Here is a 13,037-nt window from a genome sequence, read left to right as displayed (position 1 = left end):
GTCTGCTGACTGAATACTTCTTTCTGCTAAAGCGGGGGAAAGCACTGCCGGACGGAATCAAAGAGGCAGATCCGCACCCGGTCGTTTTAAAATTGACTACAAAACCTTATGTTTGAAGCGAGCAGGACGATAGCTTGCGGGAATCTCTTCACGCCTGCCGTCGCGTATTTCTTCAGCAACCAGTCGTCCTATTGTCGCCGCGCAGGTCACCGCCGGATGCATAACAGCGACATACACTCCCCGGCTCTCGTCAGTAAAACCAAGCACTGGATGCCCATCCTGAGGCACAGGGCGCTCTCCCACAGAGTAATGCATCAAAGAGGCCGATTCTGCCCCCCGGAGATGATTTCTGACTGAGGCCTGAGCGGCGCTCACGGTTTCTGTCACCAGGCCGTTTTCCGGATAATCCTCGGCGGCCAGGAGATCTCCGTTGTGGGCATGCCTGACTTCTATCTCGTTCCCGGCGATGAGCGTGTTGACTACCCGTTGAGGGACGGCAAACCGCAGCAATATAGCGGGGGATGTCACAACGGGGACGTGAGTCCCCATCCGCTGAGCCAGCGCGGGAATACCTGCTCCGCAGGCCAGCACCACACAATCCGCCTCCCATTGCCCCTGGCTGGTCTGAACGCCTGTGACCTTACCTTCGGTGGTGGAGATAGCCGTCACGGTCGTTTGCTTGTGCAGGACGACGCCCATCCTACAGGCGTGTTCCAGTATGGCACGCGTCGCCTCGGCGGCATCCACGGTTCCGTCTTTTGCTGCATAGCGGGCTTCCGGGGGAGGACATACCATCGCAGGTTCAAGGCTGGCTATTTCAGACCTGTCGACCCGGCGTTCGCCCGGTAAGCAGACCTGAGGGGCTGAGTCGTATTTCAACGAACCACTCCAGCTAATCTGCAGGTCAGGGATTTGGGCCTGCAGTCTGCGCCAGTCGGCAAATGCGGCTCGCCGGAGAAACACATCCGCCGCATCATCACTGACCGCACCGGTCAGCCAGCCAAACGCGCTGCCTGTCGCCCCGGAGGCAGGCTCATTTTGTTCAATCAGAGTGACGTCAAATTCAAGACGGGCCAAATGCCATGCGATTGAAGTCCCGACGATCCCGGCTCCCACTACAACTATTCTTTTTTTGCTTCCGACCACGCCGGCCTTCTCCTGGGGGTAAGTAATTCAGGCCATGATGCGAAATTTAGGGGGTACGGGCAAGCTACCAGAATTGCGGCCCGTTATCCTCGAGATAAACCGGGCCTGAAAACAACAGCAGATTAAAGATTCGCGCTGCGTAAAGCGGTGCAAAAAGCGCAGTTGCAGCCCGCAATCGGGATGATTTTGGTGATGTCGTAGTTGGCTTCGGAGGGAATCGCATGCCCATCGGCGGCGCTATTGTTCACATTCGCCGTCTGTTCAGGGTGAACCGAGGAATTAGAAACGAATGCCGAGGCATGGAATGAGGTCGCTAACAGCGTTGCACCGACGATACTTAATACTTTCATTTTGTCACCCAGGCTAAAAACCAGACCATCACTCTAACGTGGGCAGATTTTGAACACCAGATGCCACGACTTAAATAAAGTGTGCATATTTATGTCTAAACGCCCAGCCCTGCACCAGGCCTATTAATTTAATCAATATCAATTACTTACTATAAAAACAACCCATCACATTTCTGCAAATAAGCGCTGTCAGCTGCGTAAATCCCGCCGCAGCAGGAGTTTTAATATCATGCTGTTTTTATTCGGCAAATTTCAATAATGCTTCACCATCCAACCGGTAACGAACCCATTCCGATTGCGGCAACGCCCCAATGCTCAGATAAAAATCAATCGCGGGCTGGTTCCAGTCCAGGACAGACCATTCCAGGCGGCCACACTGCCGCTGCACCGCGCACTGCGCGATATATTTCAGTAACGACCTTCCCGCTCCCCTGCCGCGATACTCAGGAGAGATGTATAAATCCTCCATGTAGATACCGTTCCTCCCAAGCCAGGTCGAGTAGCTGGTGAAGAAAACGGCGTAACCGATAATTTTGCCTTCTGTCTCGCAGATCAACGCTTCAGTTTTACTGCCTGCGTCAAACAGCGTCGCCCGGATCTCCTCTGGCGTGGTGATCACTTCCTGGGGGGCTTTTTCATACACGGCCAGCTCATAGATCATGTCGTAAATAGCCTGAGCGTCTTCCGGGCGGGCCTGACGAATCGTCATACTCATTGGTTTTCCTGTTATTTCTGGATGGCGTTAACGTTGCTGGCCCCAAGCATAAAGGTTATTGTCAGGCGAATTAAGTGCAATGAAATCACCAGATGATGAATATTATGCATCCAACCTTAAGGCGTCTCGATTTAAACCTTTTGCCTGTTTTTGACGCGATTTATCGCCATCGTTCCGTCCGCCTGGCGGCCGATGAACTGGCGATGAGCACCTCGGCGCTTAGCCACGCGCTGTCGAGACTGAGAGCCTCGCTCAATGACCCGCTGTTTTACCGGGAAGGGCACCGGATGTGTCCGAGCGTGTATGCCACGCAGCTCGCCCCTTCTATTGCTTCGACGTTGAAATACCTGGATCAAGAGCTGACTCAGCAGCCGGAGTTTGACGCATCCCGGACGACAGAGCGCCTGCAGATAGCGATTACGGATTTTACCGCTTTTTGCATTTTCCCTGCCCTGATGCACAAACTGCAGCATGAAGCGCCCGGCCTGAGCTTCGAGTTACTTTACTTGCCTCATACACCGGCACTGACGGAGCTTCTGGCGGGCGAAGTGGATTTGGCGCTGGGGTTCAGTACCTCAGAAGATATCCGGCATCCGGAGCTGGAAGAAATTAGCTGGTTTACAGATGAGTATGTCGTCATCAGTCACCCAAGCCGGACACGGCTGACATTTGAGGATTATCTCGCCGCAAGGCACATCGTTGTCACGCCGTGGAATGAGAAGCAAGGTGTGTTGGACAGGCAGCTTGAGCAAATGGGTTACACGCGGCAAATAGCCATCAAGACGCCATCTATGCTTAGCGCGCCGTTTATTGTGGCAGAAAGCAATCTGCTAATGGCGCTGCCGCGCTTTGCCGCTGAAAAACTGATGCCAGCCACGAATATAAAGATTTTTTCATTACCGTTCGAAATACGTCCGTTTGAAATAAAAATTTATTCACACAAACGAAGCGGGAAGCGGAGCGCGACCAACTGGCTGAAATCGAGGCTGCAAACGCTGGCGAAGGAGATAAACACCGGGCAGTGAAAGCTGTTCGGCGTTTAGCTCATCCCGCTTTACGCAGTCGGGTTACCAGGGCCTGAACCGCCGGGGATGTTTTTCCTGCCGAAGAACACACCAGGCCAAACTCGCGATGAAGCCCCGGCGTCAGCGGCACCACGCACAGGCCGCGCATATCTTCAGGCAACGTGGACGCAGGCACTATCGCCACACCCATGTCTTCACGCACCAGCATACAGGCGCTGACCCAGTCCCGGACCGTGACGCGTACGTCAGACAAGCGCAAACCGGCCTCTGCCATTAAACTGCCGCCGTTTACCACACAGCCTCCAGTCGCCAGCACGAAGGGCTGCCCCGCCAACGCTTCAAGGGTTATTCCCCGGGATCTGGCCCCACGCGCCATGGCGTGGCTGGCAGGCAACACCGCCATCCAGGCATCCTGCCCGAGAATAACGTCAGCCCGGCCGGGAGCGGGGTTCATCACCACACCCAGTTCGACAGTATCTGCGGCAATCCACTGCTCGACTTCTTCATCAATGCCTTCGAGTACCACGACCTCAATGCCGGGATGCAAACGCCTGAAGTCACGCAGCAGGCCAGGCAGCAGCGTCGATGTCACCGACGGGAAGCTGCCGAGGCGAATACGGCTCCCGCTTAAGTCCCGACACGACTCGGTCAGCGAGCGGATCGCCTCGAGATGCAGCTGCATACTCCTGGCATGAGCGATAACCTGCTCCCCCAGCGCGGTAACGCCAATGTTCCTGCGCTCGCGGGTAAAAACCGGGAACCCCAGGGAAGCTTCCAGCTGCGCGATGGCCTGGCTGGCGCCTGACTGAGTCATGCCCACCTCCTCCGCCGCACGGGAAATGTTGCGGGCATCGGCCACCGCGACCAGCAATCGCCAGTGCAAAAGGTTCATCATCGTTATCAGTATCTCAACTAATAGTTATTTAATGAATGATTAATTTTACAGAGGTGGCGGGCTAAATCATAGTGCATCCAGGCGCCGGGTCGCGCGCTGTACAGCTGTTTTTAATTTGTTGGAGATGCCATGAAACTGTATTACGCCCCAAAAGCTTGTTCGCTCTCGCCCCACATTGTCCTGCGTGAATTAGAGCTGGAATTCGAACTCATCAAAGTGGATAACAAAACTAAGATCACCGCCGACGGGCGAGACTTTTTCACCGTCACGCCCAAAGGCTATGTTGCCGCGCTGGAGCTGGACAACGGGGAGATCCTTACGGAAGGCACGGCTATCGTGCAGTACCTGGCCGATCTCCAGCCGGAAAAAGGGCTAGCGCCTCTGGCAGGAAGCTGGGCGCGGGTGAGATTGCAGGAATGGCTGAACTTCATCACCAGCGAGCTTCATACTGCGTCTGCCCCGCTGTTCAACGCCTCGCTGCCGGAAGAGGTTAAAACCATCTTCCGTGAAAAATTCTTCAAGCGGCTCGATTTTGTTCAGGATGCGCTCTCGAAAACTGTGTACCTGACCGGCTCCACTTTTAGCGTGGCTGACGCCTATCTTTATACCGTCCTGAGCTGGGGCAAAATGTTATCAATCGACCTTAACCAGTGGCCCGCTATTACCCGTTATATGACGGCGATAAACGCGCGGCCAGCGGTGCAGGAAGCGCTGCGTGTGGAAGAAACTCACTGATCCCTTTTGCCCGCTGAACAATGCTATTATCGCGGCCAGGCTAACAAACCCAGAGATGACCATGAACAACGAAATCGACCTGAAATATTACGACATCGCGGACGAGTACTCGACGGAAGCGGCAAAGCCCGTTGCCGAGGATGAGCGTGATGCCGTGGCGCACTATTTCCAGCTGCTGATTACCCGCTTAATGAATAACGAGGAAATCAGCGAGGAAGCGCAGGGTGAGATGGCCGTTGAGGCTGGCCTTGCCGAACAGCGCATTGACGAAATCGCTGAGTTTCTGAATCAGTGGGGCAACGAGTAATGTCTGCCGCAACACATTTTCTCGTCAGAATGGGCTGTCGCATCTGGCAGCCACCGGTTCGCCGCTGACCGGGTGAACAAAATGCAGTTCGCTGGCATGCAGCATCAGCCGCGGCACTCGTTCAGTGCCTGACAACGCCAGCCCGCCATACAGATCGCAGCCCAGAATCGGGTGGCCAAGATATTGCGCATGGATGCGCAGCTGGTGGGTCCGCCCGGTTTCAGGCGCAAGCTGTACCCTCGTTAACGGCAGCCGAGCACCATTTTCAAGTTCCCGATAAATCCGCTCAATCACCGTGTAACGCGAGCGAGCAGGTTTGCCGCTGACGGCGCAAATCGACATCAGTGGAAACAGCGCCGGATCTTTGGCAATCGCCGCGTCGATCATTCCTTCCTCTTTTTCAAGATGCCCGCAAAGCAGCGCGGTATACACCTTGGCAACAGAACGCTGGCTGAACTGCTGGCAGAGCAACGCATTGATCGCCTTATTCAGCGCAATCACCATCAGCCCGGAGGTGCCGAAATCCAGGCGATGCACCAGCGTGCAGCCGGGGAATATCTGCACCAGCCGATGATGCACCGAGTCAAGATTCTGCGGATTTTTCCCTGAAAGGCTGAGCAAGCCGGAAGGTTTATCGATCAACGCCAGATGCTCGTCCTGATAAAGAATTTCTATCTCATCAAAACAAGGCGGGGCAATAAACGTATCAATAATCGTAGACATTGGGCTGCCCGGCTGGAGAGTGGAGCCGGATGATAGCGAATTTCACGAGGCCAGGCGAATCTAACCCCGATAAAGAGGGGCCATCAAGGCCCCTGTTTAAACTTATCTGGCTGAACTATTTGCCCTCGCCGGTTATCTTCTTCACCTCAGCTTCGGTTGCCGCAGGCGCACCGTTACCCCAGGAACCACGCACGTAGTTCACCACATCGGTCATCTCTTTGTCCGACAGCACGCCTTTATAGCCGGGCATCATGAACGGAATAGTGCCCTGGGTTTGCGGCGTGTGCGCCCCGTCGGCGATCACGCGGATAAGCGAGGACGGATCTTTCGCCATCACCGCCGAGTTGCCCACCAACGACGGCACGTTAAAGTCAGTCCCCTTCCCGTCCGGGCTGTGGCAGGTTGAGCAGTAGCGCATGTAGAGGGTTTTACCGTCGGACGGCTGAGAAACCACGGCAGCATTCACCGGCGTGGCGGCTGGTTTTTGCGGCTTGAAGTTGGCGATATACAGCGCGATAGCTTCCAGGTCGGCATCCGTCAGGTACTGGGTACTTTGGGTGACCACTTCCCCCATTGGCCCGGCAATAGCGTGATGCTGGCTACGGCCTTTGCTCAGCAAGTCTTTCACTTCCTGGGTGGACATATTCATGCCGCGCAGGGAAGGCGCATACCAGCCGTCGATCATCGCCCCGCTCAGGAATTCCGGGCTGGAATCATCGTAGCCTTTCTCCTGCATCGCCATGCCGCGTGGAGTATGGCAGGCGCCGCAGTGGCCCGGCCCCTGCACCAGATAAGCACCACGTTTAATTTTCTCCGCGTTATCCCCGCGGGCCTCAACCACCACGCCGCCGGATTTCACGTCATCCACGAACAGGCCGTTCCACACGCGCAGCGGCCAGCGGGCCGACAGCAGCAGCGGAATATCATTCTCTTTATTGGCGGTCGCCGCCGGGGCAACGTCCTTCATAAAGTAGTCGTACAGCGCCTTCACGTCTTCATCGGTCATTTTGGCGTAGGAAGGATAAGGCATCGCCGGGTAAAGGGCGTGACCATCTTTGGCTATCCCCTGGCGAACCGCCTTCTCGAAATCTTCGTAGCTGTAATCGCCAATGCCGTGGGTTTTGTCCGGCGTGATGTTGGTGGAGTAGATATCCCCCACCGGCGTAGAAAACTTTTTGCCTCCGGCCATCGGCTGGCCGCCGTCTACGGTGTGGCAGGCGACGCAGTCTGACGCGCGCGCCACATACTCACCTTGCGATACGGCAGCGTAGCCGCTGGCAGAAAAGAGGATCGAGATAGCCGCTAAAATACGTTTCATTTCCTGGTTACCCCATCGCCACAAGTTCGTTGACCGCACGCCATGCCTGGTCGATAGCCGCGTGGGCGTAAGCGCTCCAGTCTGAGTCAGAGTTAGCAATCGTGATGCGGCCTATCGGCTGGCGGGCACGGTTGATAATTTCCGGCATTTTCTCCATGTCATCGCTCAGGGCGTTAGCATAGTAGGCATAGCCGTGCGCCCAGCGGTTGACCGTGATGGCCGCAATATCGCGTTCGTGGTCAAAGCCAGTGTGGCCCAGCATCTCCTGCAGCTGAGAGCGGATCATCTGCTCATGGGCTTCAAAGGAAGAACCGAGCAGGAATGCACGGCCCCGGCGAAACTGCTCGCGCGGAGACATGTTGCTGCCCGGATAAGTCGGCACATACACCATGTGGATACACATCGGGTCGTCCGGCGTTTGCGGGTGATGGTATTCGCCCATGCTGACCGGGTAATCAAGCTTCACGCGGCTGTACGGCGCTGCCGGGGAATAGAATTCATGCACGCCGGTGTTTTTGAAAGCACGCCAGTTGTTGACCACCACGTTGGTGTAGACCAGCGGCGCTTTGACGTTGAGGCGCAGATCTTCTTTCTGCTGCTCCGGTGCCTCCGGCACGATGTACGGGATCATCATGTTGTAGCCCGCCATAATGGCGTTGCGGCTCTTCACGCGGTGCAGCTTGCCGCTCTGATTGTTGATATAGCTCACCACCACGCCGTTATCGGCATTGGCGGCGTTAATCACGCTGCTGTTGAGGCGAATGCGGGTACCGTTTTCCGGCCTGTCCAGCAGCTCGTAGTGCAGCCTTGCGGTGACGGAATCTTCCATCGTACTGCCCGGCAGCGCGTCAGGAATCAGTTTTCGCACCATCAGGCGCGTCAGCCCGGCGTTGCCGTCCGGGAAGTGGTAAGTGTACGGCTCTTCAAGGTCGGCCAGCGCTTCGCCATCCAGCGGCGGCAACCCCATTGCCTCCATGCCCGGCAGCGCACAGGCGCGCGCGTCGCTGCAGCTCACGCCTTCAATCCCGATGGCAAAAAAGTCGTTGGTACGCTGCTGGAAGTACATCAGCGCCATTTTGCTTAAGCCGACTTTCTGCTCGAGGAACTCATGATAGCTGTGGACATCCAGCCATTCACTTTTCTGCTCGACCGTCATGCCCGGCAGGTAATCGGCAGGGTTGACGTGCAGATCCAGCAGCGCCTTGCGGTCTGCCTCGCTCAGCGGGAAGTCATTGATAAAGGCTTCGATGCTGCGGCCATTGAGCCTGTCCGGCGGAATATCATCCGACACCGCGCGACCCGGGTCGCCGCTGACGATTTTGGTTTCACCGAAGTTCTTTTTGTCGAAGAACACGCCGCGGCTCAGGTTCTGGTCCGGGTAGAAAGTAGCGTCAAAGCTGCTTTTCATTCGCGTGATGCTGACGCCCAGGGAATCCATCAGGCCGTGAACCACCGGGCTGAAGTTGCTGTTCGGCGACTGGAATGATTCGCTGCCGCCGTAGCCCAGCAGCGTTTTGCCGCCGACGTTGAACTGGTTGCGCTTGGCGTGCCCGCCGAAGTCGTCATGGTTGTCGAGGATCAGGATTTTGGCCTCCTTCCCCATTTTTTCGCGCCAGAAGCAGGCTGCCGCCAGGCCGCTGATCCCGCCTCCAACCACCACCAGGTCGTACTCTTCTTCTACCGGCAGCTTACCGAAGTCGAATTTTTCGTGCTCGCGCCCAAGGGCGTGCGCCATTTCGAACGAGCCAGGGTGGTTGCCGCGCAGACCAGTTAGCCCCGGCGGGTAGTAATCTGCATTTATCACGGCGCTGCCGGGTGCTTTGCCGTTTGCCCTCACCAGTTCCAGAGGCGTTAAACCAGAGACAATTGCAATTGCCATCCCGTTAAGAAAGTCACGTCGGGTAATAGACATAGATAACCTTTTTTATCAGTCCTTTATACCCGTCATACTTCAAGTTGCATGTGCGTTACCTGCATCAGTCACATAGTTATCTATGCGCCTGAGGATTCACGGCCTTGGTGCCTTCCTGCAACTCGAATTATTTAGGGTATAGACATATTGTTAACCAAATGATAACAAACTCCCTGCCGCTTCGCTACGCGATAAGCCTGTTAACTATAGTGTCTTTTCTGGTAACGGGTTGCCGGTGCGCCGCCCGCGGGTAACGACCAGTAAGCGGCGTGCTGCGGGCTATTGCCGAGGTTTGAGCTCTTCGTCGAGTTTCTTCGAGTCGTAGTAATCGCCCTGCCAGGTAATTTTGCCGTGGCTGACTTTGATAAAGCTCACGCCTTCAAACTTGATCGGGTTGTTGGTTGCCGGGCTGCCGCCCCACTCGCCGCTGTTGGTGCCGGTGAACGTCCAGCGGAAAGCGATGGTGTCGTGGTTATAAACCGGCTCGCTGGTCATCTGCCAGTGCAGGTCCGGCACCGCTTTAATAAACGCGCCAATCACCTCTTTCTCGGCTTTTTCTTTCCCTTCAACCGGTGTGCCGACGGCGGCGTCGTAATAAACCATATCGCTGGCAAGATACTGGGCCGCCTGCCCGGCCTGGTGGGCATTCCACGCGGCCATATAATTTTTCACGACGGAAAGCGGAGCGCTTTCGGCCAGCGCCAGGGTTGAAAAGAAAAACAGCGACAGCGCAACAGCATTAACTCTTTTCATCGCTGGGATCCTTATTCAGTGATATCGCACATGATGTGTTTGAGGCGGGTGTATTCGTCTAGGGAGTAAGACGAAAGGTCTTTGCCGTAGCCGGACTTTTTAAATCCGCCGTGGGGCATTTCCGCGCAAAGCGGGATATGGTTGTTGATCCACACGGTGCCGAAATCGAGACGGGTGCTAAAGCGCTGCGCCCGGCTATGGCTGCTGGTCCAGACGCTTGCCGCCAGGCCGTATTCCACGTCGTTGGCTCTGCTGAGCGCCTCTTCTTCGCTGCTGAAAGACTGGATAGTCATCACCGGGCCAAAAACTTCATGCTGGATGGCCTCATCGCGCTGCTTCAGCCCGGAAATGATCGTCGGCTCAAAGTAGTAGCCGGGGCCCGCGCCCTTTTTGCCGCCGGTTTCAATTTTTGCATGGGCAGGCAGCCGTTCAATAAAGCCCGTCACCTGCTCCAGCTGGTTCCAGCTGTTGAGGGCGCCATACAAAGCCTCGCGATCGTCCGGCTCGCCGAAGGTGATTGATTTGGTTTTCTGAATCAGCTTTTCAAGGAAAGCGTCGTAGGCGGAGGCTTCAACGATGATACGCGTGGCAGCGGTGCAATCCTGCCCGGCATTAGAGAAACCGGCGGCGGTAATCACCTCGACCGCTTTGTTCATGTCCGCATCGGCAAACACCACCACCGGCGCTTTGCCACCCAATTCGAGGTGCGCTTTGGTCAGGTTGGCGGCAGCAGAGGCGGCAACCTGCAGCCCAGCGCGAACGGAACCGGTGATCGACACCAACGAGGCTTCCGGGTTGGATACCACCAGCGAGCCCGTCCCCGCTTTGCCCAGCACCACGTTGAATGCGCCTTGTGGGAACAAAGGTGCCGCAATTTCGGCCAGAATCAGCGTGCTGATAGGCGTCGTATCGCTCGGTTTCAGCACCACGGTGTTGCCCGCCGCAAGCGCCGGAGCGATTTTCCAAACGGCCATCATGAATGGGTAGTTCCACGGCGTCACCTGCCCGACAATCCCCAGCGGTTCACGGCGAATGGTTGAGGTAAACCCGGCGGCATATTCCCCGGAAGCTTTCCCCTCAAGGCAACGGGCCGCCCCGGCAAAGAAGCGGATAGCGTCGCAGGACGCCGCGATTTCATCGCGCTCGATAAAGTGTTTAAGCTGCCCCGTTTCCTGACTTTGCACCTCCACAATCCGCGCGGCATTACGTTCAATTTCATCGGCAAGTTTCAGCAAGGCACGCTGCCGCTCGGACGGCAGGGAATGTTTCCATACCGCGAACGCCGCTTTTGCCGCCGCGTAAGCCTGGTTAACTTCTTCCGCGCCGCCGTCAGGGGATTGCGCATAAACCTCGCCGTTGACCGGGCTGACCAGGTCAAACAATGTGGCTGGCTGGCCCGCCACATAGTGCCCGTTGATAAAATGCTTCAGGGTTTGCATCGCCTTTTCCTCAGATTAAACATAAACAATATTATGTAATATCTTTTGAGTGGCGACTTTTCAATCTGCGCTTGAAAGCAACATGATCGACCCCACAATTTAACAATATTTTTACATTGCAATGCCGTGCAAGCGGTGAAAACCGCCGTTTCTGGTAGCCTGTCGATGCCTTTCTTAAAGGCCCGGGCTGTGCTATCAATAACCGTTGATTCAGGGAATTTTAATCAGAGAGCACTATGATTACTCACGCAGTAATATTCGCACCTATAGGACAGGCAAGTCGATCCGATCAAATTGTGCAGCGGCTTTCAAATGCAATTATTACTGGTTTGCTTGAGGCAAATGAGCAGCTTCCTAATGAAGCCGACCTTGCCAAAATGATGGGCGTTTCCCACATAACAATACGCGAAGCCTTAAATACTCTGCGGGCGAATAATTTAATCCACACCGTTCGTGGGCGAAATGGCGGCAGCTTTGTTTGCGAAAATAGCGGCGAATTTCAGACGCCGCTCCACCCTTTTAAGACCATCAGCTCAGACTATATTTCTGACCTCGGCGAAATGCATTGCGCCATAATTAGCCACAGCGCCAAACTGGCTTCCAGACGCATGACCAGCGCGGATATCACCCGGCTGCGGGAGTTTGTTGCCGCACTGAAATCGGCCAGCACGCCGGAGCTAAAAACTCAGGCAGATATGCGCTGCCTGCTGGCACTTTCCGCCAGTTCTCAGTCCGCAAGGCTTGCCAACCAGGAACTGCTGCTGCAGGCCGAATGGGCTTCACTGGTGGCCATTCTTTACCGTGATGAAGCCATTCATCGGGAAGTGATTGATGTTTATACCGAATTGATCGCCGCGCTAGAAACCCATCACGAGCAGGAGGCGGTGCGATTAGCCACGCAACTCATCGACACCTTCACCTTCTATCTCATTGAAAGCAAATTAAAATATAAATAAAACTGACACAACAACACGGGCATCGCCATGAATGTACCTGCAAGCCTCATCCCTTTTACCCGTAAGATTGACGACATCCTTACCACCACCATCCAGGCAACCATTGCGCTTGCCGGGCAGGTTGAGTCCACGCTGGCAGCGTTTCACGGCGGCGATCATAAATTGCTGCTGGATCCCGCGGTAAAGCGAGCCATCCAGGAACACATCAAAGAGACGCTGAACGAAACGCCTTATTGCTCAGGCTCTGGCTTTGCCAGCCACATTGCAGGCAGCACGGAAGAGAAAGAGTACTGGATGCTGGAGTGGTGGTACAAAAAGGCCGACGGCGTGAAAAAGGTGAATCTCGACCTGGATCAGGCCACCCAGCAGCGGCTGGATTTCAGGACCTTTGAGTGGTTTAAAGATGCTCAGGAAAACGGCCAGGCGTATATTCACGGCCCTTATGTCGATTACGTTTGTAATACGTCTTATACCTTAACCTCTGCGATGCCGGTTTATTTGCACCAGCGTTTTATTGGCGTGGCGGCAATTGATGTGCTGGTCAGTGAAGTCGAGGAAGAATTACTTCCGCTGTTCAATAACCACAGACTCATGCTGACTAATTTAGATAAGCGGATTATTTTCTCTACTTATCCTAAATACCGCGTGGGTGAATTACTGAATACCGCTGAGGCGGCTGAAGTCTATAACACAGAATACTGCACGTTATATGAGCTTATTAAAAAAGGGTCATAAGACCCTTTAATACTGTGGATAAATGCAT

14 protein-coding genes are annotated in these 13,037 nt (G+C 55.2%); 5 read left to right on the top strand and 9 right to left on the bottom strand.

Translation table 11 applies throughout. From position 1 onward, the window contains the following. Nucleotides 1–96 precede the first annotated feature (96 nt). The 3 genes from ACREYP_RS06400 to ACREYP_RS06390 all read right to left on the bottom strand — a co-directional run bounded on the left by ACREYP_RS06400 (nucleotide 97) and on the right by ACREYP_RS06390 (nucleotide 2,211). Nucleotides 97–1,146 carry an NAD(P)/FAD-dependent oxidoreductase gene (locus tag ACREYP_RS06400; protein ID WP_336819281.1) on the bottom strand — a complete coding sequence of 350 codons (1,050 nt, stop codon included), beginning with the start codon at nucleotides 1,144–1,146 and terminating at the stop codon, nucleotides 97–99. A 122-nt stretch (nucleotides 1,147–1,268) separates the two neighbouring features. After that, complete coding sequence (locus tag ACREYP_RS06395; RefSeq protein ID WP_336819282.1) at nucleotides 1,269–1,496, bottom strand: hypothetical protein; 228 nt, start codon at nucleotides 1,494–1,496, stop codon at nucleotides 1,269–1,271. Nucleotides 1,497–1,734: 238 nt separating this feature from the next. Next, on the bottom strand, nucleotides 1,735–2,211 hold the full coding sequence (locus ACREYP_RS06390; RefSeq protein WP_166872092.1) for a GNAT family N-acetyltransferase: 477 nt from the start codon (nucleotides 2,209–2,211) through the stop codon (nucleotides 1,735–1,737). A 92-nt stretch (nucleotides 2,212–2,303) separates the two neighbouring features. Between ACREYP_RS06390 and ACREYP_RS06385 the strand changes: the two genes are divergently transcribed. Continuing rightward, nucleotides 2,304–3,236: a LysR family transcriptional regulator gene (locus ACREYP_RS06385; protein ID WP_336819283.1), complete on the top strand. Its 933-nt coding sequence runs from the start codon at nucleotides 2,304–2,306 to the stop codon at nucleotides 3,234–3,236. 19 nt (nucleotides 3,237–3,255) lie between these two features. On the opposite strand, the gene ACREYP_RS06380 is transcribed toward ACREYP_RS06385, so the two are convergent. Further along, nucleotides 3,256–4,131 (bottom strand): LysR family transcriptional regulator, encoded by an 876-nt coding sequence (locus ACREYP_RS06380; RefSeq protein ID WP_498881197.1) that lies wholly within the window; start codon nucleotides 4,129–4,131, stop codon nucleotides 3,256–3,258. 129 nt (nucleotides 4,132–4,260) lie between these two features. Here ACREYP_RS06380 and gstA point away from each other — a divergent pair, with 129 nt between their 5' ends. Further along, nucleotides 4,261–4,866 carry a glutathione transferase GstA gene (gene gstA, locus ACREYP_RS06375; protein WP_336819285.1) on the top strand — a complete coding sequence of 202 codons (606 nt, stop codon included), beginning with the start codon at nucleotides 4,261–4,263 and terminating at the stop codon, nucleotides 4,864–4,866. A 61-nt stretch (nucleotides 4,867–4,927) separates the two neighbouring features. Further along, on the top strand, nucleotides 4,928–5,173 hold the full coding sequence (locus tag ACREYP_RS06370; RefSeq protein ID WP_008459646.1) for a DUF2543 family protein: 246 nt from the start codon (nucleotides 4,928–4,930) through the stop codon (nucleotides 5,171–5,173). 24 nt (nucleotides 5,174–5,197) lie between these two features. Here the strand turns inward: ACREYP_RS06370 and ACREYP_RS06365 are convergent, their stop codons facing one another. The 5 genes from ACREYP_RS06365 to ACREYP_RS06345 all read right to left on the bottom strand — a co-directional run bounded on the left by ACREYP_RS06365 (nucleotide 5,198) and on the right by ACREYP_RS06345 (nucleotide 11,318). After that, nucleotides 5,198–5,896 (bottom strand): RluA family pseudouridine synthase, encoded by a 699-nt coding sequence (locus tag ACREYP_RS06365; protein ID WP_008459644.1) that lies wholly within the window; start codon nucleotides 5,894–5,896, stop codon nucleotides 5,198–5,200. A 115-nt stretch (nucleotides 5,897–6,011) separates the two neighbouring features. Next, complete coding sequence (locus ACREYP_RS06360; protein WP_336983440.1) at nucleotides 6,012–7,214, bottom strand: cytochrome c; 1,203 nt, start codon at nucleotides 7,212–7,214, stop codon at nucleotides 6,012–6,014. Nucleotides 7,215–7,221: 7 nt separating this feature from the next. After that, complete coding sequence (locus ACREYP_RS06355) at nucleotides 7,222–9,126, bottom strand: NAD(P)-binding protein (protein WP_336819287.1); 1,905 nt, start codon at nucleotides 9,124–9,126, stop codon at nucleotides 7,222–7,224. A gap of 279 nt (nucleotides 9,127–9,405) precedes the next feature. Next, a complete protein-coding gene (locus tag ACREYP_RS06350) occupies nucleotides 9,406–9,879 on the bottom strand; it encodes an ester cyclase (protein WP_008459641.1) in 474 nt (157 codons plus the stop codon). A gap of 11 nt (nucleotides 9,880–9,890) precedes the next feature. Further along, nucleotides 9,891–11,318: a gamma-aminobutyraldehyde dehydrogenase gene (locus ACREYP_RS06345; RefSeq protein ID WP_498881196.1), complete on the bottom strand. Its 1,428-nt coding sequence runs from the start codon at nucleotides 11,316–11,318 to the stop codon at nucleotides 9,891–9,893. 236 nt (nucleotides 11,319–11,554) lie between these two features. Here ACREYP_RS06345 and ACREYP_RS06340 point away from each other — a divergent pair, with 236 nt between their 5' ends. Then, the gene (locus ACREYP_RS06340) at nucleotides 11,555–12,274 is read left to right on the top strand and encodes a FadR/GntR family transcriptional regulator (protein WP_166872048.1); all 720 of its coding nucleotides are present in this window, start codon (nucleotides 11,555–11,557) and stop codon (nucleotides 12,272–12,274) included. A gap of 27 nt (nucleotides 12,275–12,301) precedes the next feature. After that, entirely contained in the window at nucleotides 12,302–13,009 is a 708-nt protein-coding gene (locus tag ACREYP_RS06335; RefSeq protein ID WP_336819289.1) for a cache domain-containing protein, read from the top strand. Nucleotides 13,010–13,037: the final 28 nt, after the last annotated feature.

The organism is Enterobacter sp. TMH.L2, assembly GCF_050847315.1.
In the GTDB taxonomy this organism is placed as follows: domain Bacteria; phylum Pseudomonadota; class Gammaproteobacteria; order Enterobacterales; family Enterobacteriaceae; genus Cedecea.
This window is presented reverse-complemented; position numbering and strand designations above follow the sequence as displayed.

Coding starts and splice junctions, on each gene's coding strand:
- ACREYP_RS06395 (WP_336819282.1), bottom strand. CDS start 1,496: ATGAAAGTATTAAGTATCGTCGGTGCAACGCTGTTAGCGACCTCATTC.
- ACREYP_RS06390 (WP_166872092.1), bottom strand. CDS start 2,211: ATGAGTATGACGATTCGTCAGGCCCGCCCGGAAGACGCTCAGGCTATT.
- ACREYP_RS06385 (WP_336819283.1), top strand. CDS start 2,304: ATGATGAATATTATGCATCCAACCTTAAGGCGTCTCGATTTAAACCTT.
- ACREYP_RS06380 (WP_498881197.1), bottom strand. CDS start 4,131: ATGATGAACCTTTTGCACTGGCGATTGCTGGTCGCGGTGGCCGATGCC.
- gstA (WP_336819285.1), top strand. CDS start 4,261: ATGAAACTGTATTACGCCCCAAAAGCTTGTTCGCTCTCGCCCCACATT.
- ACREYP_RS06370 (WP_008459646.1), top strand. CDS start 4,928: ATGAACAACGAAATCGACCTGAAATATTACGACATCGCGGACGAGTAC.
- ACREYP_RS06365 (WP_008459644.1), bottom strand. CDS start 5,896: ATGTCTACGATTATTGATACGTTTATTGCCCCGCCTTGTTTTGATGAG.
- ACREYP_RS06360 (WP_336983440.1), bottom strand. CDS start 7,214: ATGAAACGTATTTTAGCGGCTATCTCGATCCTCTTTTCTGCCAGCGGC.
- ACREYP_RS06355 (WP_336819287.1), bottom strand. CDS start 9,126: ATGTCTATTACCCGACGTGACTTTCTTAACGGGATGGCAATTGCAATT.
- ACREYP_RS06350 (WP_008459641.1), bottom strand. CDS start 9,879: ATGAAAAGAGTTAATGCTGTTGCGCTGTCGCTGTTTTTCTTTTCAACC.
- ACREYP_RS06345 (WP_498881196.1), bottom strand. CDS start 11,318: ATGCAAACCCTGAAGCATTTTATCAACGGGCACTATGTGGCGGGCCAG.
- ACREYP_RS06340 (WP_166872048.1), top strand. CDS start 11,555: ATGATTACTCACGCAGTAATATTCGCACCTATAGGACAGGCAAGTCGA.
- ACREYP_RS06335 (WP_336819289.1), top strand. CDS start 12,302: ATGAATGTACCTGCAAGCCTCATCCCTTTTACCCGTAAGATTGACGAC.